The organism is Microbacterium sp. BH-3-3-3, from assembly GCF_007679045.1.
GTDB lineage: Bacteria > Actinomycetota > Actinomycetes > Actinomycetales > Microbacteriaceae > Microbacterium > Microbacterium algihabitans.
Genome location: NZ_VEFS01000001.1, coordinates 841,118 through 868,042 on the forward strand (window position 1 = coordinate 841,118; position 26,925 = coordinate 868,042).

General features: G+C 67.8%; 38 protein-coding genes. 5 read left to right on the plus strand and 33 right to left on the minus strand.

Going from position 1 to position 26,925, the window contains the following annotated elements; translation table 11 throughout:
* Positions 1–51: 51 nt before the first annotated feature.
* Entirely contained in the window at positions 52–1,527 is a 1,476-nt protein-coding gene (locus tag FS769_RS03945; RefSeq protein WP_144829665.1) for a glycosyltransferase, read from the minus strand.
* Between the two features lie 142 nt (positions 1,528–1,669).
* Here FS769_RS03945 and FS769_RS03950 point away from each other — a divergent pair, with 142 nt between their 5' ends.
* Positions 1,670–2,749 carry a hypothetical protein gene (locus tag FS769_RS03950; protein WP_144829668.1) on the plus strand — a complete coding sequence of 360 codons (1,080 nt, stop codon included), beginning with the start codon at positions 1,670–1,672 and terminating at the stop codon, positions 2,747–2,749.
* A gap of 20 nt (positions 2,750–2,769) precedes the next feature.
* Here FS769_RS03950 and FS769_RS03955 read toward each other — a convergent pair whose 3' ends face one another.
* Positions 2,770–3,570 (minus strand): fructose 1,6-bisphosphatase, encoded by an 801-nt coding sequence (locus FS769_RS03955; protein WP_144831864.1) that lies wholly within the window; start codon positions 3,568–3,570, stop codon positions 2,770–2,772.
* Positions 3,571–3,750: 180 nt separating this feature from the next.
* On the opposite strand from FS769_RS03955, the gene FS769_RS03960 reads away from it, so the two are divergent.
* Together FS769_RS03960 and FS769_RS03965 are read left to right on the plus strand one after the other, a co-directional pair.
* The gene (locus tag FS769_RS03960) at positions 3,751–5,418 is read left to right on the plus strand and encodes a cell wall metabolism sensor histidine kinase WalK (protein ID WP_144829671.1); all 1,668 of its coding nucleotides are present in this window, start codon (positions 3,751–3,753) and stop codon (positions 5,416–5,418) included.
* Positions 5,415–6,533 (plus strand): hypothetical protein, encoded by a 1,119-nt coding sequence (locus tag FS769_RS03965; protein ID WP_144829674.1) that lies wholly within the window; start codon positions 5,415–5,417, stop codon positions 6,531–6,533. The genes FS769_RS03960 and FS769_RS03965 overlap by 4 nt, the downstream gene beginning before the upstream one ends.
* Here the strand turns inward: FS769_RS03965 and FS769_RS03970 are convergent, their stop codons facing one another.
* On the minus strand, positions 6,534–7,172 hold the full coding sequence (locus tag FS769_RS03970; RefSeq protein ID WP_260979689.1) for a hypothetical protein: 639 nt from the start codon (positions 7,170–7,172) through the stop codon (positions 6,534–6,536).
* 89 nt (positions 7,173–7,261) lie between these two features.
* On the opposite strand from FS769_RS03970, the gene FS769_RS03975 reads away from it, so the two are divergent.
* Together FS769_RS03975 and FS769_RS03980 are read left to right on the plus strand one after the other, a co-directional pair.
* Positions 7,262–9,031, plus strand: a complete 1,770-nt coding sequence (locus FS769_RS03975) for a DUF4012 domain-containing protein (protein WP_144829679.1) — start codon at positions 7,262–7,264, stop codon at positions 9,029–9,031.
* Between the two features lie 176 nt (positions 9,032–9,207).
* The gene (locus FS769_RS03980) at positions 9,208–9,780 is read left to right on the plus strand and encodes a hypothetical protein (protein ID WP_144829682.1); all 573 of its coding nucleotides are present in this window, start codon (positions 9,208–9,210) and stop codon (positions 9,778–9,780) included.
* Positions 9,781–9,852: 72 nt separating this feature from the next.
* Here the strand turns inward: FS769_RS03980 and FS769_RS03985 are convergent, their stop codons facing one another.
* The 30 genes from FS769_RS03985 to rplD all read right to left on the minus strand — a co-directional run bounded on the left by FS769_RS03985 (position 9,853) and on the right by rplD (position 26,924).
* The gene (locus tag FS769_RS03985) at positions 9,853–10,548 is read right to left on the minus strand and encodes an endonuclease/exonuclease/phosphatase family protein (RefSeq protein WP_144829684.1); all 696 of its coding nucleotides are present in this window, start codon (positions 10,546–10,548) and stop codon (positions 9,853–9,855) included.
* Between the two features lie 91 nt (positions 10,549–10,639).
* Entirely contained in the window at positions 10,640–11,497 is an 858-nt protein-coding gene (gene truA, locus FS769_RS03990) for a tRNA pseudouridine(38-40) synthase TruA (protein WP_144829687.1), read from the minus strand.
* Between the two features lie 86 nt (positions 11,498–11,583).
* A complete protein-coding gene (gene rplQ, locus FS769_RS03995; RefSeq protein WP_144829690.1) occupies positions 11,584–12,147 on the minus strand; it encodes a 50S ribosomal protein L17 in 564 nt (187 codons plus the stop codon).
* 41 nt (positions 12,148–12,188) lie between these two features.
* Positions 12,189–13,178 carry a DNA-directed RNA polymerase subunit alpha gene (locus tag FS769_RS04000; protein WP_058230893.1) on the minus strand — a complete coding sequence of 330 codons (990 nt, stop codon included), beginning with the start codon at positions 13,176–13,178 and terminating at the stop codon, positions 12,189–12,191.
* 178 nt (positions 13,179–13,356) lie between these two features.
* Positions 13,357–13,755, minus strand: coding sequence for a 30S ribosomal protein S11 (gene rpsK, locus FS769_RS04005; protein ID WP_013583990.1), 399 nt, complete (start codon positions 13,753–13,755; stop codon positions 13,357–13,359).
* A 36-nt stretch (positions 13,756–13,791) separates the two neighbouring features.
* Positions 13,792–14,166 (minus strand): 30S ribosomal protein S13, encoded by a 375-nt coding sequence (rpsM, locus tag FS769_RS04010; RefSeq protein ID WP_056226287.1) that lies wholly within the window; start codon positions 14,164–14,166, stop codon positions 13,792–13,794.
* A 142-nt stretch (positions 14,167–14,308) separates the two neighbouring features.
* A complete protein-coding gene (gene rpmJ, locus FS769_RS04015; RefSeq protein ID WP_005050492.1) occupies positions 14,309–14,425 on the minus strand; it encodes a 50S ribosomal protein L36 in 117 nt (38 codons plus the stop codon).
* Between the two features lie 60 nt (positions 14,426–14,485).
* A complete protein-coding gene (gene infA / locus FS769_RS04020; RefSeq protein ID WP_013583992.1) occupies positions 14,486–14,707 on the minus strand; it encodes a translation initiation factor IF-1 in 222 nt (73 codons plus the stop codon).
* Positions 14,708–14,848: 141 nt separating this feature from the next.
* Positions 14,849–15,553 carry a thioredoxin domain-containing protein gene (locus FS769_RS04025; RefSeq protein WP_144829693.1) on the minus strand — a complete coding sequence of 235 codons (705 nt, stop codon included), beginning with the start codon at positions 15,551–15,553 and terminating at the stop codon, positions 14,849–14,851.
* On the minus strand, positions 15,553–16,392 hold the full coding sequence (gene map / locus FS769_RS04030) for a type I methionyl aminopeptidase (RefSeq protein ID WP_144829696.1): 840 nt from the start codon (positions 16,390–16,392) through the stop codon (positions 15,553–15,555). The genes FS769_RS04025 and map overlap by 1 nt, the downstream gene beginning before the upstream one ends.
* Position 16,393: 1 nt before the next feature.
* Complete coding sequence (locus FS769_RS04035) at positions 16,394–16,990, minus strand: adenylate kinase (RefSeq protein ID WP_144829699.1); 597 nt, start codon at positions 16,988–16,990, stop codon at positions 16,394–16,396.
* On the minus strand, positions 16,987–18,309 hold the full coding sequence (secY, locus tag FS769_RS04040) for a preprotein translocase subunit SecY (protein ID WP_076673717.1): 1,323 nt from the start codon (positions 18,307–18,309) through the stop codon (positions 16,987–16,989). The genes FS769_RS04035 and secY overlap by 4 nt, the downstream gene beginning before the upstream one ends.
* 109 nt (positions 18,310–18,418) lie before the next feature.
* A complete protein-coding gene (gene rplO / locus FS769_RS04045; RefSeq protein WP_144829702.1) occupies positions 18,419–18,952 on the minus strand; it encodes a 50S ribosomal protein L15 in 534 nt (177 codons plus the stop codon).
* Complete coding sequence (gene rpmD, locus FS769_RS04050; RefSeq protein ID WP_013583998.1) at positions 18,952–19,137, minus strand: 50S ribosomal protein L30; 186 nt, start codon at positions 19,135–19,137, stop codon at positions 18,952–18,954. The genes rplO and rpmD overlap by 1 nt, the downstream gene beginning before the upstream one ends.
* Positions 19,137–19,820, minus strand: coding sequence for a 30S ribosomal protein S5 (gene rpsE / locus FS769_RS04055; RefSeq protein ID WP_144829707.1), 684 nt, complete (start codon positions 19,818–19,820; stop codon positions 19,137–19,139). The genes rpmD and rpsE overlap by 1 nt, the downstream gene beginning before the upstream one ends.
* Positions 19,817–20,176 carry a 50S ribosomal protein L18 gene (rplR, locus tag FS769_RS04060; RefSeq protein WP_056226271.1) on the minus strand — a complete coding sequence of 120 codons (360 nt, stop codon included), beginning with the start codon at positions 20,174–20,176 and terminating at the stop codon, positions 19,817–19,819. The genes rpsE and rplR overlap by 4 nt, the downstream gene beginning before the upstream one ends.
* A gap of 2 nt (positions 20,177–20,178) precedes the next feature.
* Positions 20,179–20,715: a 50S ribosomal protein L6 gene (gene rplF, locus FS769_RS04065; RefSeq protein ID WP_144829709.1), complete on the minus strand. Its 537-nt coding sequence runs from the start codon at positions 20,713–20,715 to the stop codon at positions 20,179–20,181.
* A gap of 6 nt (positions 20,716–20,721) precedes the next feature.
* Positions 20,722–21,120 (minus strand): 30S ribosomal protein S8, encoded by a 399-nt coding sequence (gene rpsH, locus FS769_RS04070; RefSeq protein WP_094736305.1) that lies wholly within the window; start codon positions 21,118–21,120, stop codon positions 20,722–20,724.
* A 93-nt stretch (positions 21,121–21,213) separates the two neighbouring features.
* Positions 21,214–21,804 carry a 50S ribosomal protein L5 gene (gene rplE, locus FS769_RS04075; protein ID WP_144829713.1) on the minus strand — a complete coding sequence of 197 codons (591 nt, stop codon included), beginning with the start codon at positions 21,802–21,804 and terminating at the stop codon, positions 21,214–21,216.
* A 2-nt stretch (positions 21,805–21,806) separates the two neighbouring features.
* Positions 21,807–22,166: a 50S ribosomal protein L24 gene (rplX, locus tag FS769_RS04080; RefSeq protein ID WP_094736303.1), complete on the minus strand. Its 360-nt coding sequence runs from the start codon at positions 22,164–22,166 to the stop codon at positions 21,807–21,809.
* A 2-nt stretch (positions 22,167–22,168) separates the two neighbouring features.
* Entirely contained in the window at positions 22,169–22,537 is a 369-nt protein-coding gene (rplN, locus tag FS769_RS04085; RefSeq protein WP_013584005.1) for a 50S ribosomal protein L14, read from the minus strand.
* 35 nt (positions 22,538–22,572) lie between these two features.
* Positions 22,573–22,899, minus strand: a complete 327-nt coding sequence (gene rpsQ / locus FS769_RS04090; protein ID WP_144829716.1) for a 30S ribosomal protein S17 — start codon at positions 22,897–22,899, stop codon at positions 22,573–22,575.
* Complete coding sequence (gene rpmC, locus FS769_RS04095) at positions 22,899–23,210, minus strand: 50S ribosomal protein L29 (protein WP_144829719.1); 312 nt, start codon at positions 23,208–23,210, stop codon at positions 22,899–22,901. The genes rpsQ and rpmC overlap by 1 nt, the downstream gene beginning before the upstream one ends.
* Positions 23,210–23,629, minus strand: coding sequence for a 50S ribosomal protein L16 (gene rplP, locus FS769_RS04100; protein WP_013584008.1), 420 nt, complete (start codon positions 23,627–23,629; stop codon positions 23,210–23,212). The genes rpmC and rplP overlap by 1 nt, the downstream gene beginning before the upstream one ends.
* A complete protein-coding gene (gene rpsC / locus FS769_RS04105; RefSeq protein ID WP_058230882.1) occupies positions 23,629–24,387 on the minus strand; it encodes a 30S ribosomal protein S3 in 759 nt (252 codons plus the stop codon). The genes rplP and rpsC overlap by 1 nt, the downstream gene beginning before the upstream one ends.
* A complete protein-coding gene (rplV, locus tag FS769_RS04110) occupies positions 24,387–24,785 on the minus strand; it encodes a 50S ribosomal protein L22 (protein WP_013584010.1) in 399 nt (132 codons plus the stop codon). The genes rpsC and rplV overlap by 1 nt, the downstream gene beginning before the upstream one ends.
* 22 nt (positions 24,786–24,807) lie before the next feature.
* Complete coding sequence (rpsS, locus tag FS769_RS04115; RefSeq protein ID WP_013584011.1) at positions 24,808–25,089, minus strand: 30S ribosomal protein S19; 282 nt, start codon at positions 25,087–25,089, stop codon at positions 24,808–24,810.
* Positions 25,090–25,101: 12 nt separating this feature from the next.
* Complete coding sequence (rplB, locus tag FS769_RS04120; RefSeq protein ID WP_013584012.1) at positions 25,102–25,941, minus strand: 50S ribosomal protein L2; 840 nt, start codon at positions 25,939–25,941, stop codon at positions 25,102–25,104.
* Between the two features lie 24 nt (positions 25,942–25,965).
* Positions 25,966–26,265, minus strand: a complete 300-nt coding sequence (gene rplW, locus FS769_RS04125) for a 50S ribosomal protein L23 (protein WP_144829723.1) — start codon at positions 26,263–26,265, stop codon at positions 25,966–25,968.
* Entirely contained in the window at positions 26,262–26,924 is a 663-nt protein-coding gene (rplD, locus tag FS769_RS04130; RefSeq protein WP_144829726.1) for a 50S ribosomal protein L4, read from the minus strand. The genes rplW and rplD overlap by 4 nt, the downstream gene beginning before the upstream one ends.
* Between the last annotated feature and the right edge of the window lies 1 nt (position 26,925).

Genomic DNA, 26,925 nt, shown 5'->3' on the forward strand with positions numbered 1-26,925 from the left:
GGGCCGAGGCATTCGTCCTTTCTGACGCGTTCGGGTCAGATCGTGGGTCCGTCAGACCTTGAAGCCGTGCTGGCGACGGACGAGCTTGGAGAACATCAGGAGGGTCTGCAGGACCGTGACCACGCCGACGATGGGCCATCCGATCCACAGGATCGAGGACTGCACCATCGGGCCCACCATGATCCAGATGACGGCGAGGGCGATCGCCACGCCGATGAGCACGATCATCGGCGTCCAGTGACCGAGGCCGCCACCGCGCTCGGCCTTGGCCTGCATCGCCCAGTTGTCGACCTTCTTGCGTGAGAGGAAGCGGGTCCACGAGCGCACGAAGTGACTGATGCGGATCCACATGAACAACTCGGCCGGGAAGAACAACACGGCGAACAGCACGTCGTTGCGGTTGACGTTCTTCATCGTGCGGGCGATGCGCAGGTTCAGCAGCATGGCGATGACCGGCGGGATCAGCCAGAGCGGCGAGAACACGAAGGCGTTCAGCGTCAGCGAACCGGCGAGCAGCGTCAGGAACGCGACGCGGACGAAGAGGTTCGTGAGCATGCCGAAGTTCTCGAACCACCGCAGGCGCAGGTTCGGGTGGAAGGGCTGGCCCTTGGTGTCACCACGCTGGCCGGGCCACATCAGCTCGATGGCACCGTAGGTCCACTTGACCTGCTGTGCGTCGTAGCCCGAGAGGGTGGTCATGCCACCCACGTCGGCACGGGCGTACGGGCTGATCTTGGTGAGGTAGCCGGCGCTCTTGATCTGCAGCGACAGCAGCGAGTCCTCGACCTCGGAGTCCTTCACCCACGGGGTCGACTGGTGGTTCTGCGACATGGCGTCGCGGAGGGCGTTCGTGGAGAAGATCGAGAACTGCCCGCCGAGGACCGCCATATTGCGGCCGCGGAGCATGTTCTGCAGGTTGAAGGCGGCGAACTGCGTGCGCTGACCGGCCGTCAGGAAGCGCGCGATGACTCCCTTGATGGGCTTGTCGTCGATCGTGTAGATCGCCGAGATGCCGCCGATGCGGGAGTCCGACACGGCCTCGGTCTCGAGGAACTCGACGGCCTTGCTGTCGGCGATGGTGTCGCCGTCGACGCCGAGGAGGTAGTCGTAGCCCTCCACGAGGGAGTAGCCGTAGTTGAGCGCGCCGACCTTCTTGTCGGGGTTCTTGCCGATGTCGTGCACGAAGACCTCGGTGAACTGCTCGCCGAGCTCGGTGTGCAGCTCGTGGGGTCCGCTGTACTCCGAAGCGATCTTGACCGTGGCGTCCGAGGTGTTGTTCACGACCACGTGGATGACGTCGGGAACGCGGGTCTGCGCCAGGAGGGCCTCGATCACATCGGCGATCGACTCCTCCTCGTTGTAGGCGGGGATGACGCAGCCGATGGTGGAGCGGTGCACCGACGTGTTCTCGAGCACCGCGGCGAAGTCATCGGCGAAGCCGTGCTCCTCGCTCGCCGTCGCCGTCAATTCGCCCGGGTGGATGCGAAGATCCCGAGACTGCGGGGTGAAGTTGCGCGCATCGGTCATGGCGGGGTCTTCCTGTCGGTGGAGCGGCGTATCGGCTTGTTCCTACTCTGGTAGGTTCGCCGCAAGACGACCACTGCCGAACACCCCCGTCTGCGCAAGATTTCCTCAAGATTGCGTCTGACGCCCGAAGGAGACGACCCCTGTGATCGTCCTCGCTCTTCTCGCATCGATCGCCGTAGCCGGCGTCGCGGGAACGATGCTGTTCCTCGCCCACGGCCGCCCCGGCGATGACCGCGGGGGTGCCCGCGCCGACATGGTGCGCTACTTCGGGATGGCGGCCATCGCGGCTCTGCTGTGTGGCGCGATGAACGTCGTCGAGACCGCGGGCGGAGGGGTGACCGCCGCGGCGGCGGGCAACGCCACGAATCTGCTGGCGGTGGGCCTGCAGTGGGCGGGCGCGCGGCGGCTGAACGGTCGCTCCGCGATCGGCGGGGTGAGCACTGTCGCGGTCGTGATCCTCATGTTCGGGGTCACGTACCTCATCGACCTCGACGACGCCACGCTGCTCAAGACCGCGGGGCTGGTGGTGTTCGCCGCCCTCGGCGCGCTCGAGCTCTCACGACGACCGCTGGGCGAGTTGGGCGGAGCGAAGCTGATCGCGTGGACGCTCAGCCTCTTCGCGGCGTACAACCTCTCCCGACTCGCCGTGGTGGCCGCCGTCGGGATCGCACCCCTGCTGAGCCCGGGAGCCGTATCGGCCGAGACGACGGCCGTCGTCAGCGCGCTCGCGATCGCCGCGGTTTCCGTCGGTGCCGTGTGGATCGGCCGGCAACTCGACGACGACCCCGCCCCCGGCACCCGCGCGCACGATCGCGGCTCGCTGCGCCGCGAGGCCGAGATGCTGCTCGCGGAGCACGTGTCGGTCCGCGCGACCCTGGTGCGCGTGCCCGAGATCGATCTCATCCGCGCCGCGCACAGCGGCGAACGGGGCGACACGATCCTGCGCACGGTCGGCGAGGCGGCCCAGGACGTGCTACCCGGAGCCGCCACCGGCCTCCCCGCGCGCGACACGGTCTTCGTCGTCGCCCCGTCGGTTCTCGACACCGCCGAGGTCGAGCAGGCCGTGCGACGCGCCTTCGCCCGCCGCATGCCGGCGATCGATTACGACGACGTTCCCGACCTGACGTTCGAGCACTACCTCGTCATGGACGTCGAGGATCTCTCGCTGCTCATGGAGAGTCGACGCCTCCGCCCGCGGCAGGGGCACAACGGCGCGGAGTGAGAGGGGCGGATGCCGCCCGCTCAGCCCTGCCCGTTGGTCTGGCCCCAGCCGGGTGCGCGGCCCGTGTTGCTCTGCGTGCCGGTCCCCTGGCTGCCTCCGTCGACCTGTCCGTCGTCGGCGAAGATCGCGATCGGCAGGTACTGGTAGACGGTCTGCTGCGAGAACGAGGTGTCGGTGTTCGCCGTCCCCTCGACAGCCACGTTGAGCGCGAACTCGAGCGTGATGCCGTAGGTGTCGTTCGGCAGCTGGCGGATCGAGGTCGTGGGCACCAGCAGGCCGCCCTGGTAGCTGTTCAGCAGCAGCCCGCGCTCGGAGCGCAGGGTGTCGGTGGGAACCAGGGTGCGCGGGTCGGCGCTGAACTGGAACGGGTTCGACACCTGACCGCTGGTCTGAGCCGTCTGCGAGGTCACCGAGATCGACGAGACGTACACGCGTCGCTTCTCGGCGAGGACCGCCTTCTCGTCGACCCGGTTGTCGACGATGTTGACCGCGAAGCCGAGCTGCTTCTCGTTGGTGGGGGTCCACTCCATGGTGCGCTTGGGGTCGACCGCCCAGACGTCGAGACGCAGCTCGAGGCCGTCGGCGACCTCGGAGGTCAGCCGCACCGAGCCGTCGTAGGTGAATTGCGAGTCGAAGGGCTTCGCGTCGGCGGACGACTGCGGAGCGGCGGTCGGCACGACCACCGATTGGTTGCTCCCCGGCTGGCCGGGCAGCGAATTGAATGCATCGGCGATCTGACCGCAACCGGTCAAGGTGGCCGGCGCGACGATGGCGAGGGCAACGGCCAGGGCGGTCGCGCGGACGCGACGGCGAGAGGTCATGCTCACAGGTGACTCCTGAGGAATGGGCGCGGACGCGCCGAGGTCGACGAACGACCATCACGCTGCGGGATGCAGGCCTCAGGGGGAGTCTGACCGGGCGCGTGGGTGCGAAACCACGAGCGGCGAGCAGAGACAGGATGGCGCGCAGAAGACTACACCACTCTCTATACACTCGAACACATGGCATCACTGAGGAGCGTCCCGCCGGCGGTTCCTCCCGAGGTCGTGCCGGACGACGACGCGACGAACCCGAGCAGCCGCACCCGGTCGGTCTGGCTCCTCCAGCTCGTGCTCGGCGCCAGCGTCGTCATCACCGTGCTGCTCGTCCAGGCGCTCGAGCCGTCGCTGTTCGCCCTGTGGCCGTTCTCCTCGGGCGTCGGCGTCATCATCGCCCTCACCGCGGTGGCGATCGTGGTGCCGTGGCAGAAGCTGCCCCGCGCGGCGGTCGCCCTGATCCCGTTCGGTGACATCGTCGGCATCGGTCTCTTGAGCTTCGGCACCGACCTGCGCTTCAGCTTCTTCTGGGTCTTCCCGATCATCTGGATCGCCACCCATTTCACCCTCGTCTACCTGATTTCGGCCATCGGCGCGGTCGGCGTCATCATCGTCATCGACGCCGCCGTCAACGCCACCGGTCCCGTCACCGCGCTGCGTCTGATCGTGGTGCTGCTGTCTCTCACCTTCATCGCGATCACGTCCTACCTGTCCGCGCGACAGACGCGGGCGTTCAAGCAGCTCCTGCGTCGCCAGGCGAGCCGCCTGCAGGGCACTCTGCAACGTGTCTCGGGCCAGGAGCGCCGCGTCTCGCAGATGCTCAACGGTCTCGACACCGGCATCGCCCGCCTCTCCGCCGACGGCGAGGTGCTCGCCCTCAACGACACGTACGTCGCGCTGTACGGCGTCGAGCGCGACGAGCCGCAACGACCCGGCGGCGCGGTCGAGTACGCGAACCTCCGCGGCGAACCACTGCCCGAGTCGGAGCGGCCCTTCGCCCGCGCGGCCCGCGGCGAGCAGTTCGACGACGAGCGGGTGTGGCTGTTCGATCCGCACGGCGATTGGCACGCCCTCTCGGCATCCACGCGTCGTCTCATCTCGTCGGACGAGCCCGAGAGCACGCTGTTGATCATCCACGACATCACGGCCCTGATCGAGTCCGAGCGCGCACGGGAGCGACTGGCCGCGACCGTGTCGCACGAGCTGCGCAACCCGCTGACGGCGATCATCGGCCACGCCGACCTGGCGCTCGACGATCCGAACCTGTCCCCCAAGGTGCACGAGCAGCTCGAGGTCATCGCCGCGGCCGGCGAGCGCATGCAGAAACTGATCTCCGAGATCCTCGCGACCTCCCGTGGAGTGTTCCGCGAGACGTCGGGGCCGGCCACGGCCGATGCGAGCCGCATCATCGCGTCGTCGCTGGCCTCGTTCCGCCCCGCCGCCGCCGCGCGCCGGGTGAGCGTGATCGACGAACTCCCCGAGTCCGCGGAGGTGCTCGGCGATGCGTTCCGCCTGCGGCAGGCCTTCGACAACATCCTCAGCAACGCGATCAAGTACACGTCCGCCGGGGGAACCATCCGCATCAGCGGAGAGGTCTCCCCCGACGACGTGATCCTCCACTTCGCCGACACGGGCATCGGCATCCATCCCGATGACATCGATCGGGTGTTCGACCCGTACTTCCGCGCGCAGGCGGTGCGCGAGAGCCCGACGCCCGGCACGGGGCTCGGCATGGGCATCATCCGCAGCATCGTGGAAGACCAGGGCGGGTCGCTCTTCCTCGAGAGCGAGCTGGGCGCGGGTACGACCGTGACGGTGGTGCTCCCCTCGCGATCGGACGCCGCCGTCGCATGAACACCACCGACGTCCTCTCGAACCTCGGACTCGCGCAGGCGACTGTCGCGACCGTCTCCACGGTGATGATCATCGGCCTCGGCTTCCTGCATCGTCCCTCGCGCTCCGCGCTGCTGTGGTCGCTCGCCTTCGTGCTGGCGATGACGAGCACCTGGGTGTCGATCATGGGATCGATCGCGGATGCCGAGTCCGTGCGCCGCGCGGGGCTCGGGCTCATGCTGGGTGCGCCCGCCCTGATCTGGTCGGGGTTCCGCGCGCGCCGCGGGGTGCCGGCGTTCCCGTGGATCGGCGGGATGCAGGCGGTCCTGACCGCGATCGCGTTCACGGCGGTGACCGACGCCGCCGCCTACGGCCTCGCCTTCCGGCTGGCCTTCGTCGGTGCGGCCGTGTTCGCCGGACTCACCATCGGCGAGCTGCGGCGCGCCGCCGATCGCCTGGAGCGACTCGCTCTGCCGCTCACGATCGTGTCGGCGGGCTTCGTCGCCGTCGGAGCCGCGATCCTCGTGTCGGGGTTGGCCGCCCCTGCCGACATCGGCGACCTCGCCCTCCCCCGGGTGATCAACGGACTCGCGATGCTCATCTACCTGGTGTGCGCCACGGTCTCGCTGCTGTACTTCACCTCGGTGTCGCCGACCGGGGGCCACACGGCGTCGACGTGGCCGCACTTCGTGATCACGGCATCCGACCGTCTGCGTCGCGCCCGCCGTGCGCGCGAGCAGTCCTGGGCGGTGCTGACGGTGCGGCTCGACGACCCCACGCACATCCGCAGCGCGGCCGGAGAGAACGGGTGGCTGCGGCTCGTCACGGAGTTCGAGGCGGTCGTCGACGAGAGCTTCCCCGCCGACGCGGACATCGGACGCGAGACGCGGGGTCGCCTCGTGATCGTCCTCGCACGACCGGGTTCCGTGATCCGGGAGCACGTCCGCACGACCCTGCGCCGCATCACCGAGTTGGACGTGTCCGACCACGTCGACGTGCAGTTGTCGGCGAGCGTGGGCTGGGTGCCCGCCGAGAGCGCCGACTACGACCTCGCAGCCCTCGTGCTGGCGGCCGGAGAAGCCGCGGCCGAGGCCACCCGTCAGGGCGGCGATCGGTGGGAGCGCGTCCGACCCTGATCAGCCTGCGGGCGTCGCTTCGCCGCCCCCGGCGATGGCGACCGTCAGAGTGTCGCTGGCCGTCTGCTTGGCGAACTCATTGGACGTGGGGGTGGTCTGGACCAAGAACTCGAAGGTGAATTGGAGGGTGACAAACGTCGCGTCCGCCGGGACCTCGCCGACGTTGAACGTCTGCGAGTAGCTGTACGGCGCAAGCACCAGATATCCCGGGGCATCCGTTTGATCCGACTGCGCGGACAAGGGCGAGAACGACTGCGAAGCGTTTCCCGGCACGGCCGTCATGGTCGCCCTCTGCAGGTACACCTTCTGCCCGTCGTTGGGCGTGACGGTGGTGACCATCGACAGGTTCACCGGCTTGAGCGCACTGGGCGTCCACTTGTCCATCGACAGCGTCGACCAGTAGTCCACTGTGGCACCGACGGCACCCGCCGTCAGCGTCCGCTGCGTCGAGCCGCTCGCCAGGTCGTTGCGCACCGGCTGCGGAACCGTGGTCTGCGTGACAGTCGGCGACGCCGAGGGCGTGCCCTGACCGCCGCCCTGGGCCCATGGCGGGGCCCCGCACGCGGTGAGTGCGAACACGGACGCGCCCACCATCGCCGCGCTCCAGAACGCTCTGCCGCGCCGCATCGCCCGCACCATGGATTCTCCCCCGAGTCGTTCCTCCCAGTCTAGGTGGCCGCGGTCGGCGCGGTCCGGTGCGCGGATGAGGCAGGCTTACAGTTTTCGGCGTGATCCGCACCACCCGCCGCTCGTCGGCCACGCCGGCCGCTTCCGTCTTCGCCTGGACGGTGGTGGGAGTGCTCGTGCTGGGTCTCGCCGCAGCCGCCTGGATCGGCACGCGAGGGGTACTCGCGGCGGGCCATCTCGCGGCCGCGCAGGCCGGCGTCTCCGACGCGGCCAGCGACGGCGACGATCTCGCCGCAGCACTCTCCCGCCTGTCGACGGTCGCTGACGACACCCGCGCGGCGCGGGAATTGACGAGCGATCCGATCTGGGCCGCGGCGACGGCGCTCCCGTGGGTCGGGCCGCAGCTCGACGCGCTGACCCGCACCGCCGCTGCGATCGACGACGTCGCCGCGAACGCCTTCGAACCGCTCGCCGAGGCCTCGGCGGGACTGTCTCCCGAGTCCCTCCGGCCGGTGGGCGGCGCCTTCGACGTCGCACGACTGGCCGCGGTCGCGCCCGCCGCCTCGACGGCCGCCGCCGCACTGCGGGCCGCCGCCGATGACGTCGCCGGCATCGAACGGGCTCCGCTCCTCGGACGGCTCGCCGATGCCGTGGCCGCCTCGGCGCAGCAGCTCGACACCGCCGCCGACGACGCCGACGCGCTCAGACGGGCGACCCTGCTCGTCCCGAGCATGCTCGGAGCCGACGGCCCCCGGTCGACGCTCGTGCTCTTCGAGAACAACGCCGAGTGGCGTTCGCTCGGGGGCGTCGTCGGAGCCGTCGCTCAACTCGACGCCGACGACGGGCGGTTGGCGCTCGTCGCGCAGGCCTCCAGCCCGGAGTTCGAGCCCGTCGCCACCTCGCCCGCAGGCGAGCTCCCGGCCGACGTGCAGAGCATCTACGACACCCGGCCGGCACGATTCGTCCAGAACGCTACACAGGTGCCCGACTTCTCGGTGGGAGCCCCCGTCGCACGTGAGTTGTGGCGACGCCTGTCGGGGACCGAGGTCGACGCCGTCGTCGCCGTCGACCCGGTGACCTTGTCGTACCTGCTGCGCGCCACCGGACCCGTCGCCCTCCCCTCCGGAGATCAGCTCACCGCCGACAACGCCGTCTCCCTCCTGCTCGACGAGGTGTACCGGCGCTACTCCGACTCGCGGGAGCAGGACGCGTTCTTCCAGAGCGCGTCGACCGCGGTCTTCCAGGCGGTCGCCGACGGTCGCGCCGACCCGGCTGCCCTCATCGACGCGGTCCGTCGCGCGGGACTCGAGCGACGTCTGCTGGTCTGGAATGCGGATGCCGTGCAGCAGGCGCTCCTCGATGGCACCACCCTGCAGGGGGCGCTGCCCGTCTCCGGCGCCACCACCGGGGTCTTCGGGGTCTACCTGAACGACGGCACCGGCTCGAAGATGGACTACTACCTGCACCCGCAGGTCGAGACCGCGTCGTGCGGTGACGGAACGGCGTCCGTGCACGTGACGCTGCGCAGCGACGCCCCCGACCCCGCCACACTCCCCGCGTATGTGACCGGTGGTGGCGAGCACGGCGTGCCCCCGGGCGACGTCCTGACCGGCGTCTACGTCTACCTGCCGCCCGGCGCGGAGATCATCGGCCAGCGCACGACGAGCGACGGCGATCCCCCGGGCTTCGCCGGCGGCGTGCACGACGGCCGCCGGGTGCTGAAGTGGTCGGTGCAGCTCGCACCGGGAGAGAGCGCCGATCTCGAGGTCACCGTCTCGGTGCCGGGCATGACCGCGGTCAGCGCGGTCTCGACGCCCACCCGCATCCCCGACGAGGTGCCGCGTGCAGGCACATGTCGGTCCGGTGAGTGACGCCGCGCCGGACCCCCTGGTGAAGGCTGCCCCGCCGGCGCGTGAAAGCGAGCCCTTTCCGCCGGGTCGCACACGGCACGACCGACAGACTCGGGCAAAGGAGCCGCCATGTCATGCGGACGCGGAAGACGCCGCGTCCCCTCCGACACGGCACACGGCTCGACCACGCTAAGCAGATGGGGCACACCATGAAGACCACGATCATCCGGGCCGTCGCCGCGCTCTCGCTCGCCGCGGCCGCGCTGATGGCCCCCACGGCCGCCAACGCGTACACCGACGCCGGCGCCATCGTCGCCAACCCGGCCACGCTGCCGGCCGGCGACGTCACCACCTTCACCACTCCCGGAACCCCCTTCGTCGGCGACGAAGACGTTCTCATCTCGGTCACCGGCATCAACGCCAGTGGCATCACCCTCGCCTCGGCCAAGGTCGAGACCAACACCTCGCTGCGCGGCAAGTCGTCGAACGGGTCGCTCCGCGTCCCGGTCAAGATGCCCGCGAACGGCAAGGGCTCGTACGACTTCACCTTCACCGGCGCGTCGAGCGGACACGTCCTGCACGCCACGGTCACTCTGACCACCGCGGGCTCGGGTTCGGCATCGAACCCCTCGAAGGGCGGACTCGCGGTCACCGGTGTCGACGGCGGCGCCGCGACCGGCCTGTGGATCGGCGGAGGCGCACTCGTCCTCGCCGGTGGGGCCGTCGCGATCGGCGCCAGCGTGCGACGCCGTCGCCGTGTCGAGGCCTGAGCACCGACACGCGCACAGCAGGAGGGGCCGTCGTTTCGACGGCCCCTCCTTTCGCGTTCGCTCTCCCGCGCGTCAGCCGGCGACGGGGGCGCGATGCCCCTGCGTCACCTCAGCCGTGATGAGGATCGGGAGGTGGTCGCTCAGCCCCTGCGGGAGGGTCTTGATGTGGGCGATGTCGAAGCCGATCGACGTCGCGAAATCGTAGTGGCCGCGGAACACGCGGTACCTCGTGTACGTGCGCGCATCGCTCAGCGTGAGCTCGTATCCCTGGTCGCGGACTTTCTGCCCGAGGTTCTCCTTGAAGACCGGGTAGTTGTAATCGCCGACCATCAAGGCGGGCAGCCCCGGACCGAGGTTCTGCAATTCGGTCAGGGCGGTACGGATCTGATGCCGCCGCAGGGAATTCAGCGCGGTCAAGGGCGCCGCGTGGAACGAGGCGACGATCACGTCGCGACCCGTGTCGATGTCGCTGAGGCGCACCCCCAGCATCCGCTCTTCAGCCGGTTTCAGCACACGGTCGTGCAGGGACTTCTTCAGCGCGATCGCACGCACCTCTTCCGCACGGAAGGTGTTCTCGCGGTAGTACAGGGCGAGACCGAGGCGATTGCGCTGCGTCGCCTCCGCGAGGCGCAGACCACCGATCTGAGCGGGGATGTCGTTCGCGTCGCACTCCTGCAGACAGAGCACGTCGACCTCGTGGGCCTCGACGAGGGCGACGAGCTCACCGGCAGCGCGGTGCTTGTTGAGGTTGTACGAGATGACCTTCATGGCGAAGACAGCCTACGACCGTCGGCTCGGGGCGAGCCGAGGGGTTGCACACACCCGCAACGGGCGACTCCGGATGCCGCCGACTCGGGGATCAGGAATCGGCGATGTCTGCGTCGCGGCGCGCACGCGTCTGCTCCGCGCGGGAAGCGAGGAGCTCGTCCGCCGGATAACCGACCTCGGCGAGGACGAGACCTCGCGCGGCCAGCACCTTCGTCTCGGGGATGCGCATGCGCGCGTCGCGGATCGCAACGACGTCCTCGACCGCGATCCGCCCCTCCCCCACCGCGACGCAGGCGCCCACCAGGGCGCGGACCATGCTGTGGCAGAAGGCGTCCGCGCGGACGTTCGCGACCAGCACCCCGTCGTCGCCTCTGCGCCAGTCGTACTCGAGCAGGGTACGGATGGTGGTCGCCTCTTCGCGGGCTTTGCAGTACGCCGCGAAATCGTGGAGCCCGATGAGACGCGAGGCGGCGGCATCCATCGCCTCGAGATCCAGCGCGCTGCGCACCGTCGTCGTGCAAAGGCGATCGAGGGGGTCGTACCCGGTGGCTGCGTCGGCCAGTCGGTAGCTGTAGCGCCGCCACACCGCCGAGAAGCGCGCGTCGAATCCCTTCGCAGCCGTGGAGGTGCGTCGGACCGTCACGTCGGGATAGGCGCCCAGCACGCCGCGCACGCGGCCGGCCAGCGCCGCGACCGCGTCGCCTTCGTCGTTGTCGCGACGCCGTCGCGGAAGGCGAGCCGTCTGCGCATCGTCGAGGTCGAGATGGGCCACCTGGCCCGACGCGTGCACGCCGGCGTCGGTGCGACCCGCGACGATGAGCCGCGGCGACCCTCCGACGATGCGGGACAGGGCGTCCTCCAGAACTCCCTGCACGGTTCGCAGACCCGGCTGCCGCGCCCACCCGCGGAAGTGCGTGCCGTCGTAGGAGATGTCGAGACGGATGCGCACTCCCCCAGCCTACGAGCGTCGGAGGGGGCGCGGGAACGACGAAGCCCCCACCCTGACGGGTGGGGGCTTCGCACGAGCGGGAGGGCTCAGGCCTTGGCGTCGTCCGTGACGGCGTCGTCGGCGGCGGCCTCGGCGGCCGCGCCCTCCTCGGGCGACTCGGCGCCGGCCTCGGCGGCCTCGTCGTTGGAGGTCTCCTCAACGGCGGTCTCGTCGGCGGCGGGCTCCTCGGCGGCGGCCGGGGCGGCAGCGGCGGCGGGGGCCGCAGTGGCCTTGTTCGATGCCTTCTTCGTGACGGGCTCGAGAACGAGCTCGATCACGGCCATGGGGGCGTTGTCACCCTTGCGGTTGCCGACCTTCGTGATGCGGGTGTATCCACCCTCACGGTCGGCCACCAGCGGCGCGATCTCGGTGAAGAGGGTGTGCACGACCTCTTTGTCACCGATGACGCCCAGCACGCGGCGACGCGCGTGCAGGTCGCCACGCTTGGCGAAGGTGATGAGGCGCTCAGCGAGAGGACGGAGGCGCTTGGCCTTCGTCTCGGTCGTCTTGATCGACTTGTGCGTGTAGAGGGCTGCCGCGAGGTTCGCGAGAAGCAGACGCTCGTGGGCCGGGCCGCCTCCGAGGCGGGGACCCTTCGTGGGCTTGGGCATGTCGTGTTACTCCTGGAAAAGGTTCGGTCGGGTCTGACGCGTCAGACGGTTTCTTCGTCGTAGCCGCTGTAGAACTGGGCGCCGTCGAAGCCGGGCACCGAGTCCTTGAGCGACAGGCCGAGGGAGGTGAGCTTGTCGCGCACCTCGTCGACCGACTTCTGACCGAAGTTGCGGATGTTCATCAGCTGCGTCTCCGAAAGGGCGACCAGCTCCGAGACGGTGTTGATGCCCTCGCGCTTGAGGCAGTTGTACGAGCGGACCGAGAGGTCCAGGTCTTCGATCGGCATCGACAGCTCGTTCGAGAGGACGGTCTCGACCGGCGCGGGGCCGATCTCGATACCCTCGGCCTCGACGTTCAGCTCGCGGGCGAGGCCGAACAGCTCGGTGAGGGTGCGGCCGGCGGAGGCCACGGCGTCGCGCGGGGCGATCGAGGCCTTCGACTCGACGTCGAGGACCAGCTTGTCGAAGTCGGTGCGCTCACCGGCACGGGTGGCGTCGACGCGATAGCTGACCTTGAGCACGGGCGAGTAGATCGAGTCGATCGGGATCTGACCGGCCTCGGCGTACTCGTTGCGGTTCTGGGTCGCCGAGACGTAGCCACGGCCACGCTCGATCGTCAGCTCGAGCTCGAACTTGGCGGTGTCGTTGAGCGTCGCGATGACCAACTCGGGGTTGTGCACCTCGACACCCGCGGGAGCGGAGATGTCGGCGGCGGTGACCTCACCGGCGCCGGTCTTGCGCAGGTACGCCGTGATGGGCTCGTCGCGCTCGCTCGAGACGACCAGCTGCTTGATGTTCAGGATGATCTCGGTGACGTCTTCCTTCACGCCCGGGATGGTGCTGAACTCGTGCAGGACGCCGTCGATGCGGATGCTCGTGACGGCCGCGCCGGGGATCGACGACAGGAGGCTGCGACGCAGCGCGTTGCCGATCGTGTAACCGAAGCCGGGCTCCAGCGGCTCGATGACGAAACGGCTGCGGAACTCCCCGATCTTCTCCTCGGTCAGAGTGGGACGCTGTGCGATGAGCACTATGTGTTCCTTTCGATCACGTGCCCGCTATATGACACGTGTAATGGGGTGAGGTGTTGAGTTGTACTCGCGGGATGCCGCATGGCCTCGACGGCCGCGCGCGGCATCCGGAAGTCTGAATCGCGCGAGAGCGCGGCATTCCCGGGGAGTGACGAGCACTCCCCGGGAACGAAACGCATCAGACGCGGCGACGCTTGGGCGGACGGCAGCCGTTGTGGGCCTGCGGCGTCACGTCCTGGATCGAGCCGACCTCGAGGCCGGCCGCGGTCAGCGAGCGGATCGCGGTCTCACGACCCGAACCCGGACCCTTCACGAAGACGTCGACCTTCTTGACGCCGTGCTCCTGCGCCTGGCGAGCGGCCGACTCCGCGGCCATGCCGGCGGCGTACGGCGTCGACTTGCGCGAGCCCTTGAACCCGACACCGCCGGACGAAGCCCAGCTAATGACGGCACCCGAGGGGTCGGTGATCGAAACGATGGTGTTGTTGAACGTCGACTTGATGTGGGCCTGACCCACGGCGATGTTCTTCTTTTCCTTGCGGCGCGGCTTGCGCGCGGCGGACTTGGCCTGTGCCATGTGCGTTCTCCTGAATCCTGACGCTCAGCCCGCGGCTTAGCGCGCCTTCTTCTTGCCGGCGACGGTGCGCTTGGGACCCTTGCGGGTACGCGCGTTCGTCTTCGTGCGCTGACCGCGCACCGGGAGGCCGCGGCGGTGGCGCAGGCCCTCGTAGGAACCGATCTCGACCTTGCGGCGGATGTCGGCGGCGACCTCGCGACGGAGGTCACCCTCCACCTTGTAGGTGCCTTCGATGTGGTCGCGCAGAGCGACCAGCTGGTCGTCGGTGAGGTCCTTGACGCGAATGTCCTGGCTGATGTCAGTGGCGTTCAGGATCTCGACGGAGCGGGTGCGACCCACGCCGTAGATGTAAGTAAGTGCGATCACCACGCGCTTGTCGCGCGGGATGTCGACGCCGGCGAGACGTGCCATGCGGCTCTCCTCAGAGTGTCGTGGAGGTGTGGAGCAGGATCGGTGCTCGGGCCTCCGACCCGAGGTGTCCCCCGTCCGCGTCAGCGAACGGGATCTGATCCTGCCGATGTGTATTCAGTTGGAAAGGTGTGGAGCTGGAAGCTCAGCCCTGGCGCTGCTTGTGGCGCGGGTTGCTCTTGCAGATCACCATCACGCGCCCGTGACGACGGATCACCTTGCAGTGGTCGCAGATGGGCTTGACGGAGGGGTTGACCTTCATGATGTTCCTGTTTCGCTGTCTTCGAGGCCGCGGGAGCGGCTCGTTACTTCTCGGCCGGACTCAGCGGTAGCGGTAGACGATACGACCGCGGGTGAGGTCGTAAGGGCTCAGTTCGACGACGACGCGGTCCTCGGGGATGATGCGGATGTAGTTCTGTCGCATCTTGCCCGAGATGGTCGCGAGCACTTTGTGCCCGTTCGTCAGCTCGACACGGAACATCGCGTTGGGCAGTGCTTCGGACACCGTGCCCTCGATCTCGATGACACCGTCTTTCTTCGCCATAAACTCGCTCACGCTCAGTTGCAGACCGGCCGGTCTGCGGTGGATGGGGATTCGGTGCTTCGACACGCCAATGAAGGCGCAACGCACCAAAGATCAAGCATACGTGGTATCGCTTGACCCGGCAACTCGCCGGGAGTGTCGTCAGCCGTCGAGGCGGGCGACGATGTCCTTCTTCGGGTCGCCGGTCAGATCGTTCTGGTTCGACAGCACGGTTCCGTCGACGGCGATCGTCGGGGTCGCGATGCCGCTCTGCCCCGGCTGCACAGGCGTCTTCTGCGTCATCGCCGTCACGAACTTCTCGTAGGTTCCGTCGTTGATGCAGGAAGTCACGGCATCCGATGCACCCGCCGAGGTCGCGATCGAGGCCAGAGTCGCGTCGTCGAGCCCGGCGGTGTTCTCCGACGGCTGCTGCGCGTAGAGGGCCTTCACGAACGCCGGGACGTTCGCCGGGTCGTCGACGGCCACGCAGTACGCGGCCGATGCGGACCGCGTCGAGTACTGGGTTCCCTGCGAAGCCCTGTCGAGGATCGAGATCGGGTGGATGTTGAGCGTGATCTGGTCGTCCGCCACCAGCTGGTCGAGCGTGGGGCCGTAGCTTTGCTCGAACTGGTTGCAGATGGGGCACATGAAGTCGATGTAGGTGTCGACCGTCTTCGGGCCCGTGCCCACCGCGATCGCACCGGTCTCGGTGTTGACGGCCGAGGACTGGGGCAGAGTCCCCGGCGATCCCACCTGGCTGTTGGCGAACCACACCACTCCGCCGACAATCAGCACCACCACGACCGCGGCGGCCGTGACTCCGATCGCGAACCAGTTGGTGGACTTCCGCACAGCGGCCATCATCATCAGTCGATCTCCTTCGGCACCACGCCGAACGGCGCGAGTTTCTCGGCTCCGCCATCGTGCGCGGTCAGCACCCAGATGCCTCCATCATGCACGGCGACACTATGTTCCCAGTGGGAGCCGGCCGTACCGTCGATCGTCGTGACGGTCCACCCGTCGCCTTCGACCTGAGTCGCCTGATCGCCGATGACCACCATCGGCTCGATCGCCACGGCGAGACCGGGGCGCACTTCGGGACCCAGGTCGTCGACGGCGTAGTTGAACACGCTCGGCGACTCGTGCATCTTGCGGCCGATGCCGTGCCCGACGTAGTCGCGCAGGATGCCGTACCCGCCGGCGGGGGCGTTGTCGTCGATGTACTCCTGGATCGCTGCCCCCACCTCGGCGAGATGTGAGGCGCGGCTGAGCGCGGCGATACCCGCCCAGAGCGACCCCTCGGTGACCTCCGAGAGGCGGCGACGCGGCGCCACCAACTCTTCGGATGCTTCGCCCGGCACGATCACGGTGAACGCCGAGTCGCCGTTCCATCCGCGGAACTCCGCGCCGGCGTCGATCGAGAGGATGTCGCCCGCTTGCAGGGGGCGCTCGTTGGGGATCCCGTGCACCACCTGCTCGTTCACCGACGCGCAGATCGTGTGCCGGTAGCCGCGCACCATCTGGAAATTCGACTTCGCGCCGCGGCTGCCGAGTACCCGCGCGGTCTCGGCGTCGAGTTGGAGCGTGGTCACGCCCGGCTCGATCATCGCGCGGACCGCGGCCAGCATGTCGGCCGTGATGAGCCCCGGCTCGATCATCGACCGCAGCTGGGCGGGCTTCTTGTAGATGGAGGAGCGCAACACCACGTCAGGCAGCCGGCGTGGCGATGATGCCGCGCGCCTCGAGCGCCGCGAAGATGCGGGCGGTGACCTCGTCGAGGCTGCCGACACCGTCGATCTCGTCGACGATGCCGCGCGTGCCGTACACGTCGAGGATCGGCGCCGTCTCACGCTCGTAGATGCCGAGGCGGATCGCGATGGCCTCTTCGGTGTCGTCGGCGCGGCCCTGCTCCGCGGCACGGGCGGTGAGACGCGACAGCGACTCCTCGCGCGGTACGACGAGGGCGATGACGGCGTCGAGCGCCTCGTCGCGGCCCTCGAGGAACTCGTCAAGATGCATCACCTGAGCGAGGTTGCGGGGGTACCCGTCGAGGAGGAAGCCTTCGGCGGCGTCCTCCTGCGAGAGGCGGTCGCGCACGACAGCGCTGGTCAGCTCATCAGGAACGAGATCGCCCGCGTCGATGATCGACTTCACCTGGAGGCCGAGCTCGGTGCCGTCCTTGACGTTGGCACGGAAGACGTCGCCCGTGGAGACGACAGGGATACCGAGGGACTCCCCGACGCGGACACCCTGGGTTCCCTTGCCCGAGCCCTGCGGGCCCACGATCAGAAGACGCGCGGTCATCGCAGCAGCCCTTCGTAGTGACGCTGCTGAAGTTGCGCGTCGATCTGCTTCACCGTCTCGAGACCGACACCCACGATGATGAGGATCGACGCTCCGCCGAACGGGAAGTTCTGGTTGGCCCCCACGGTCGCCAGGGCAACCAGAGGCAGGAGGGCGATCAGGCCGAGGTAGATCGAGCCGGGCAGCGTGATGCGGGTGAGCACGTAGTCGAGGTACTCGGCCGTCGGGCGACCCGCGCGGATGCCGGGGATGAACCCGCCGTACTTCTTCATGTTGTCGGCGACGTCGACCGGGTTGAACGTGATCGCGACGTAGAAGTAGGCGAACCCGATGATCAGCAGGAAGTAGATCAGCATGTACAGCGGGTGGTCGCCGCGCGTCAGGTACTGCGAGATCCAGGTGACCCAGGGTGCGGGCTCCTGGCCGGCCTGCGGCTGGTTGAACTGCGCGATCAGGGCGGGGATGTACAGCAGCGACGAGGCGAAGATGACGGGCACGACACCGGCCATGTTGACCTTGATAGGGATGTAGGTGTTCGTACCGCCGTACGTACGGCGTCCGACCATGCGCTTGGCGTACTGCACGGGAATGCGACGCTGCGACTGCTCGACAAACACCACCAGGGCGACGATGACGATGCTGACCGCGAGCACGAGGAGGAAGACCTCGACGCCACGGGCGTTGAGAATCGAGATCATCGCGCCGGGGAACGTGGCGGCGATGGAGGTGAAGATGAGGATCGACATGCCGTTGCCGACACCGCGCTCGGTGACCAGCTCGGCGAACCACATGACCAGGCCGGTACCGGCGGTCATCGTGATGATCATGAGCAGCTGCGCCCACCAGATGTCGTTCGTGAGCAGCTGCTGGCACTCGGGCACTCCGGCCGAGCCGAAGAGCTGACCCGACCGCGCCACGGTGACGAGAGTCGTCGACTGCAGGAGCGCGAGAGCGATGGTCAGGTAGCGGGTGTACTGGGTGAGCTTGGCCTGACCGGCCTGGCCCTCTTTGTACAGCGTCTCGAAGTGCGGGATGACCACGCGCAGCAGCTGCACGATGATGGTCGCCGTGATGTACGGCATCACACCCAGTGCGAAGATCGACAGCTGCAGGAGCGCGCCGCCCGAGAACAGGTTGACCAGTGAGAGAAGGCCCTCGGTCCCACCCGACTGGTTCAGACACTGCTGAACGTTGGGGAAGTCGACGAAGGGCGTCGGCACGTGGGCACCCAGCCGGTAGATGGCGATGATGCCCAGCGTGAAGGCGATCTTCCGCCTCAGGTCGGGCGTGCGGAAAACCCGCGCGATGGCGCTGAACAAGGGAGAATCCTCCAGAACGATCTCGGCGCGCGACGGGGCGCACACCAAATCAGACTAACCCAGAAGGGGCCGACGGCCGGAAGGCCGCCGGCCCCTTCGGGGTCGGGCGTCAGTTGACGGAGCCGCCTGCGGCGACGATCTTCTGCTCAGCGGAGCCGGAGACCTTGTCGACCGAAACGGTCAGCGCGACCGAGATGTCGCCGGTGCCGAGCACCTTGACCTTCTCGTTCTTGCGGACGGCGCCCTTGGCCACGAGGTCGGCGACGGTCACGTCGCCACCCTGCGGGTAGAGCTCGGCGAGCTTCTCCAGGTTCACGACCTGGTACTCGACGCGGAACGGGTTCTTGAAGCCGCGGAGCTTCGGGGTGCGCATGTGCAGCGGCATCTGCCCACCCTCGAAGCCGACCCGGACCTGGTAACGGGCCTTGGTTCCCTTGGTACCGCGACCAGCCGTCTTACCCTTCGAGCCCTCACCGCGACCCACGCGGGTCTTGGCGGTGTGAGCACCCGGGACGGGACGCAGGTGGTGGACCTTCAGCACGCCGGGGCGCGCCGCGGGGGCTTCCTTCTTGGCGGCCGTCTTACGGGCCGTTGCCTTCTTCGGGGCGTCGACCGTGGCGGTCTCGTCCTTCTTGGCAGCCATTAGTCGATCTCCTCAACCTTGACGAGGTGGGCGACGGTCTTGACGTAACCGCGCGTCTGCGCGTCGTCGGGACGGACGACAGAGTCGCCGATCCGCTTGAGACCGAGTGAACGCAGCGTGTCACGCTGGTTCTGCTTCTCGCTCACCTTGGACTTGATCTGCGTGACCTTCAGACGCTCGGCCATCAGGCACCTACCTTCTGGGCGGCGGCCTCGGCGCGCACGAGGCGGGCCGGGGCGACCTGGTCGAACTCCAGGCCACGGCGGGCGGCCACGGCACGGGGCTCCTCGAGCGACTTCAGAGCCGCGACGGTCGCGTGCACGATGTTGATCGTGTTCGACGAACCGAGCGACTTCGAGAGGACATCGTGGATGCCGGCGCACTCGAGGACGGCGCGGACGGGACCACCGGCGATAACACCGGTACCGGCGGCGGCGGGGCGCAGGAGCACCACACCGGCAGCGGCCTCACCCTGGACGGGGTGGGGAATGGTCGAGCCCGAGCGGGGGACGCGGAAGAAGTTGCGCTTGGCCTCTTCGACACCCTTCGAGATGGCGAGGGGGACTTCGCGGGCCTTGCCGTAACCGACACCCACGACGCCGTTGCCATCGCCCACGACGACGAGCGCCGTGAAGCTGAAGCGACGGCCACCCTTGACCACCTTCGACACGCGGTTGATCGTCACGACGCGCTCGAGGAACTGGCTCTCGTTGCGGTCGCGCGAACCACGGTCGCGCTGGTTGGTGTTGCGCTCGCGACCACCGCGACGCGGCTCGCGCTCACGCTCGGCGGGGGCCTGAGCCGCAGCCGCACCCTCAGCCGGTGCAGTCTGCTCGGTGGTCACTTCGGTCTCCTTGTTGTCACTCACAGGTTCAGCCCTCCTTCGCGAGCTCCGTCGGCGATCGCGGCGACGCGGCCGGCGTAGCGGTTGCCGCCACGGTCGAACACGACGTCGGACACACCGGCGGCCTTCGCACGCTCGGCGACGAGCTCGCCGACCTTGCGGGCCTTGGCGGTCTTGTCACCGTCGAAACCGCGCAGGTCGGTCTCGAGGGTGGAAGCGGAGGCCACGGTGTGGCCCTTGCTGTCGTCCACGACCTGGACGAACACGTGGCGGGCGGAACGCGTCACCACGAGGCGGGGGCGCAGCTCGGTGCCGACGATCTTCTTGCGAAGACGCAGGTGGCGACGCGAGCGGGCTACGGACTTTGTCTTGACAGCCATGGCTACTTACCACTCTTTCCGGCCTTGCGGCGCACGACCTCGCCCGCGTACCGCACACCCTTGCCCTTGTACGGCTCGGGCTTGCGGATCTTGCGGATGTTGGCGGCGGCCTCGCCGACGGCCTGCTTGTCGATGCCGCTCACGGTGACCTTGTTGTTGCCTTCGACCGTGAGGGTGATGCCGGCGGGCGGCTCGATGAGGACGGGGTGCGAGAAGCCGAGGGCGAACTCGATCGAGCTGCCCTTCTGCGCCACGCGGTAACCCGTACCGACGACCTCGAGGCCCTTGGAGTAGCCCTGGGTGACACCGATGATGTTGTTGTTGATGAGAGTGCGGGTCAGGCCGTGGAGCGACCGCGACTCGCGCTCGTCGTCGGGGCGGGTGACGAGAACCTGGTTCTCTTCGACCGCGACCTCGAGGGGCTGCGCAACGGTGAGCGCGAGCTCGCCCTTGGGGCCCTTGACGTTGACCTCCCGACCGTTCACCGAGACGGTGACTCCGGCGGGGATGTCGATGGGAAGACGTCCAATACGCGACATGTCAGATCACCACACGTAGGCGAGGACTTCCCCGCCGACGCCCTTCTGCTCGGCCTGACGGTCCGTGAGGAGACCGGAGGAGGTGGAAAGGATGGCGACGCCGAGGCCACCGAGGACCGTGGGGACCTCGGTCGACTTCGCGTATACGCGAAGGCCGGGCTTCGACACGCGCTTGATGCCGGCGATGGACCGCTCGCGGTTCGGGCCGTACTTCAGCGTCATGTTGAGGGTCTGGCCGACGCGGGCGTCTTCGACGTTCCAGTCGGCGATGTAACCCTCCTGCTTGAGGATGGCGGCGATGTTGGTCTTGAGCTTCGAGCTCGGCATCGACACGGAGTCGTGGTGCGCCGAGTTCGCGTTGCGCAGACGGGTCAGCATGTCTGCGACCGGGTCTGTCATCGTCATGTCTTGCTTCTTTCTTTCATGAGGTTTCGGCTGCCGTTACACGACAGCCGACCTTCGATGACGGGCCCCCGGAAACCCCGGGGGCCCGAAGGGTCAGGCCTGCGCGTCGGCCGACTGGAAGGGGAAGCCGAGCTGGCGGAGCAGCGAGCGACCCTCGTCGTCGGTTTTGGCGGTGGTGACGATCGTGATGTCGAAACCACGCACGCGGTCGATGCGGTCCTGATCGATCTCGTGGAACACGGACTGCTCCTGGAGACCGAAGGTGTAGTTGCCGTTGCCGTCGAACTGCTTGGCCGACAGACCGCGGAAGTCGCGGATGCGGGGCAGTGCGAGGTTCACCAGACGGTCGACGAACTCCCACGCACGGTCGCCACGGAGGGTGACGTGTGCGCCGATGGCCTGCCCCTCGCGCAGCTTGAACTGCGCGATGGACTTGCGGGCCTTCGTGACGACGGGCTTCTGACCGGTGATCTTGGTGAGGTCGTCGACCGCACCATCGATCACCTTGCTGTCACGAGCAGCCTCGCCGACACCGGTGTTCACGACGACCTTGACCAGGCCGGGGATCTGCATGACGTTCTCGTAGCCGAACTCGTCCTGCAGCGCCTTCTTGATCTCGGCGTTGTACTTCTGCTTCAGGCGGGGCTGGATCTTGCCAGCCTCCGCGGCAGTCACGGTGCTCATGTTCAGAGGTCCTTGCCTGACTTCTTCGCGAAGCGCACGCGGACGGTGCGCTTGACGCCGTCCTTCACCTGCTCCTCGACACGGTGACCGACACGGGTCGGCTTCTTGGTCGAGGGGTCGACGAGCGCGACGTTGGAGATGTGGATCGGGGCCTCGAAGGTCTCGATGCCACCGGTCTTCGTACCGCGCTGGGACTGGCCCACGCGGTTGTGCTTGGTGACGTAGTTCACGCCTTCGACGATGACGCGGTTCTGCTCGGTCAAGACCTCGAGGACCTTGCCCTGCTTGCCGCGGTCTCCGCCACGCTCGGGCTTGGCACCCGAGATGACCTGAACCAGGTCGCCCTTTTTGATTTTCGCCATGATCAGATGACCTCCGGGGCGAGCGAGACGATCTTCATGAACTTCTTGTCACGAAGCTCACGACCGACCGGTCCGAAGATACGGGTGCCGCGGGGCTCCCCGTCGTTCTTCAGGATCACGGCGGCGTTCTCGTCGAACTTGATGTACGAGCCGTCGGGACGGCGGGTCTGCTTGACGACACGGACGACGACGGCCTTGACCACGTCGCCCTTCTTGACGTTTCCACCCGGGATCGCGTCCTTGACCGTGGCGACGATGACGTCGCCCAGGCCGGCGTAACGGCGGTTGGAGCCGCCGAGCACGCGGATGGTGAGCAGCTCCTTGGCGCCGGTGTTGTCGGCGACCTTCAGCCGGGATTCGTTCTGAATCACTGTTTACTCCTTGGATTCCAAGTAAGCCGCGAGGCTTACTTGGCCTTCTCGAGGATCTCGACCAGGCGCCAGCGCTTGGTGGCGCTCAGCGGACGGGTCTCGTTGATGACGACGAGGTCGCCGATGCCCGCCGAGTTGGACTCGTCGTGCGCCTTGACCTTCGAGGTGCGACGGATGACCTTGCCGTAGAGCGGGTGCTTCACGCGGTCCTCGACCTCGACGACGATCGTCTTGTCCATCTTGTCGCTGACCACGTATCCACGACGCGCCTTGCGGTAACCGCGGGCGTTCTCGTCACGGACGTCGTTCTCGGCGTGCTCGTGGCCGGCGACCTGCGCCTCGGCCTTCTTCGCGGTAGCCATTACTCCGCCTCTTCCTTCGTGGCGTCGTCAGCGGCATCCGCCTTCTTCGCCTTGCTCTTCTTCGCCTTCGTCGCCTCGACCGGGGCCGGGGTGGCGCGGATGCCGAGCTCGCGCTCACGGATCACGGTGTACAGACGCGCGATGTCGCGCTTGACTGCACGGATGCGACCGTGGCTCTCGAGCTGGCCGGTGGCCGACTGGAAGCGCAGGTTGAACAGCTCTTCCTTGGCCTTGCGCAGCTCCTCGACGAGGCGCTGGTCTTCGAACGTGTCGAGCTCGCTCGGAGCGAGCTGCTTGGTGCCGATCGCCATTACGCGTCGCCCTCCTCGCGCTTGATGATGCGTGCCTTCAGGGGCAGCTTGTGAATGGCACGGGTCAGTGCTTCGCGAGCGAGTTCCTCGTTCACACCCGCGACCTCGAAGAGGACGCGGCCCGGCTTGACGTTCGCGACCCACCACTCGGGGGAACCCTTACCGGAACCCATGCGGGTTTCGGCGGGCTTCTTGGTGAGGGGACGGTCGGGGTAGATGTTGATCCACACCTTTCCACCACGCTTGATGTGACGCGTCATGGCGATACGAGCGGACTCGATCTGACGGTTGGTCACGTAAGCGGGGGTCAGCGCCTGGATGCCGAACTCACCGAACGACACCGTGGTGCCACCGGTGGCCTGGCCCGAGCGACCGGGGTGGTGCTGCTTGCGGTACTTGACCTTGCGGGGGATGAGCATTACGCCGACGCTCCTTCTGCCACGGGGGCCTCGTTGCGCGGGCCACGACGACGGTCGCCACCGCGGTCGTCACGACCGCGCGACTTCGGCGCGTTGGCCTGCTCGCGGGCGAGCTCCTTGTTGGTGAGGTCGCCCTTGTAGATCCAGACCTTCACGCCGATGCGGCCGAAGGTTGTCTTGGCCTCGTAGAAGCCGTAGTCGATGTTCGCGCGGAGCGTGTGCAGGGGCACACGGCCTTCGCGGTAGAACTCCGAGCGGCTCATCTCGGCGCCGCCGAGACGGCCGGACACCTGGATGCGGACACCCTTGGCGCCGGCGCGCTGCGCGCCCTGCAGACCCTTGCGCATCGCGCGACGGAACGCCACGCGAGCAGACAGCTGCTCGGCGACACCCTGCGCGACCAGCTGAGCGTCAGCCTCGGGGTTCTTGACCTCGAGGATGTTCAGCTGGATCTGCTTGCCGGTGAGCTTCTCGAGGTCGGCGCGGATGCGCTCGGCCTCGGCGCCGCGGCGACCGATCACGATGCCCGGACGGGCGGTGTGGATGTCGACGCGAACGCGGTCTCGCGTGCGCTCGATCTCGATGTTGCTGACACCGGCGCGGTCGAGCGAGGTGGTCAGCAGGCGACGGATCTTGATGTCCTCGGCGAGGTAGTCGGCGTAACGCTGACCGGGCTTCGTCGAGTCCGAGAACCACCGCGACACGTGGTCGGTGGTGATGCCGAGGCGGAAGCCGTACGGGTTGACCTTCTGTCCCATTACTTGCTCGCCTTCTTGTTGGCGCGAGCCGGGGCCGCCTCAGCGGTCTCGGGCGTCGCGAGCACGACCGTGATGTGGCTCGTGCGCTTCTTGATCTGGAAGGCGCGACCCTGAGCGCGGGGCTGGAAACGCTTGAGCGTCGTGCCCTCGTCGACGTACGCGTTCTTCACGTACAGGTCGGCGTCATCCAGGTATTCGTTCGTCTTGTCGGCGGTGACGCGAGCGTTCGCGATCGCCGAGGCGACGAGCTTGTAGATCGGCTCGCTCGCGCCCTGCGGCGCGAACTTCAGGATCGCGAGGGCCTCTTCGGCCTGCTTGCCCTTGATGAGCGCGACGACGCGACGAGCCTTCTGAGGGGTCACGCGGATGTGTCGCACACGTGCGATGGACTCCACCATTTCTCTCTCCTCCTCGGTCGCCTTAACGGCGACGGCCCTTCTTGTCGTCCTTCACGTGGCCGCGGAAGGTGCGGGTGGGCGAGAACTCGCCCAGCTTGTGGCCGACCATGGTCTCGGTCACGAACACGGGGATGTGCTTGCGACCGTCGTGCACGGCGATGGTGTGTCCCAGCATGGCGGGGATGATCATCGAACGGCGCGACCAGGTCTTGATGACGTTCTTCGAACCGGCTTCGTTCTGCGAGACGACCTTGCGAAGCAGGTGCTCGTCGACGAAGGGGCCCTTCTTAAGGCTGCGAGGCATCTTCCTCTACTCCTACTTGCGCTTCTTGCCGGCGGTGCGACGGCGGACGATGAGCTTGTCGCTCTCCTTGTTCGCGTGGCGGGTGCGGCCCTCGGCCTTACCCCACGGCGAAACAGGGTGACGACCACCGGAGGTCTTACCCTCACCACCACCGTGCGGGTGGTCGACCGGGTTCATGGCGACACCACGCACGGTCGGGCGGACGCCCTTCCAGCGCATGCGGCCGGCCTTGCCCCAGTTGATGTTCGACTGCTCGGCGTTGCCGACCTCGCCGATCGTGGCGCGGCAGCGCACGTCGACGTTGCGGATCTCGCCAGAGGGCAGACGCAGCTGCGCGTAAGGGCCGTCCTTCGCGACCAGACGCACCGAGGCGCCGGCCGAACGGGCCATCTTCGCGCCGCCACCGGGGCGGAGCTCGATCGCGTGGATCACGGTACCGGTGGGGATGTTGCGCAGCGGCAGGTTGTTGCCCGGCTTGATGTCAGCGCCGGCACCCGACTCGACGACGTCGCCCTGCGACAGCTTCGCGGGAGCGAGGATGTAGCGCTTCTCGCCGTCCGCGTAGTGCAGCAGCGCGATGCGCGCGGTGCGGTTGGGGTCGTACTCGATGTGAGCGACCTTGGCGTCGATGCCGTCCTTGTCGTTACGACGGAAGTCGATCAGACGGTACTGACGCTTGTGGCCACCACCGATGTGACGCGTGGTGATGCGGCCCTGGTTGTTGCGGCCACCGGTCTTCGACAGCGGGCGCAGCAGCGACTTCTCGGGCGTCGATCGGGTGATCTCGGCGAAGTCGGCCACCGACGAGCCGCGGCGACCGGGGGTCGTGGGCTTGTACTTGCGAATAGCCATTGTTGTTGTCCTCTATCCCGACCGTCAGCCGACAGACGTGAAGATGTCGATGGTGCCCGACTTGAGCGACACGATGGCGCGCTTGGTGTCCTTGCGCTTGCCGATGCCGAAGCGGGTGCGACGGGCCTTGCCCACGCGGTTGATCGTGTTGACCGAAGCCACCTTGACGCCGAAGATCTTCTCGATCGCGAGCTTGATCTCGGTCTTCGACGAACGGGGGTCCACCAGGAAGGTGTACTTGCCCTCGTCGATGAGCGAGTAGCTCTTCTCGGAGACGACCGGCTTCAGGATGATGTCGCGCGGGTCCTTGTTGACGGCGGTCATGCCGAGACCTCCTCGGTGGCCGCAGCCTTCGACGCGACGAACGCGTCGTAGGCGGCCTTGGTGAAGACGATGTCGTCGGAGACGAGCACGTCGTAGGTGTTCAGCTGGCCGACGGTCAGCACGTGGACGTACGCGAGGTTGCGCACGCTCTTGATCGTGAGCTCGTCGTCGCGGTCGATGACCACGAGGACGTTCTTCACGGCACCGAAGGCCTTCAGCGCGGCGGCGGCAGCCTTGGTCGAAGGTGCACCCTCGATCGCGAAGCTGTCGACGATGTGCAGACGCTGGCCACGAGCACGGTCGCTGAGCGCACCCAGGAGGGCGGCGGCGATCATCTTCTTGGGGGTGCGCTGGCTGTAGTCGCGGGGCTTGGGGCCGTGGACGATGCCACCACCGGTCATGTGCGGCGCGCGGATCGAACCCTGACGGGCGTTACCGGTGCCCTTCTGCTTGAAGGGCTTGCGGCCGGCACCCGAGACCTCGCCACGACGCTTGGTCGAGTGCGTGCCCTGGCGAGCCGCGGCGCGCTGCGCCACGACGACCTGGTGGATGAGGGGGATGTTCGTCTTGACGTCGAAGAGAGCGGCGGGCAGCTCGACGGAGCCTGCCTTCTTGCCGTCTGCCTTCACGACGTCGAGCGCGAGAGTCGAGTCAGCCATG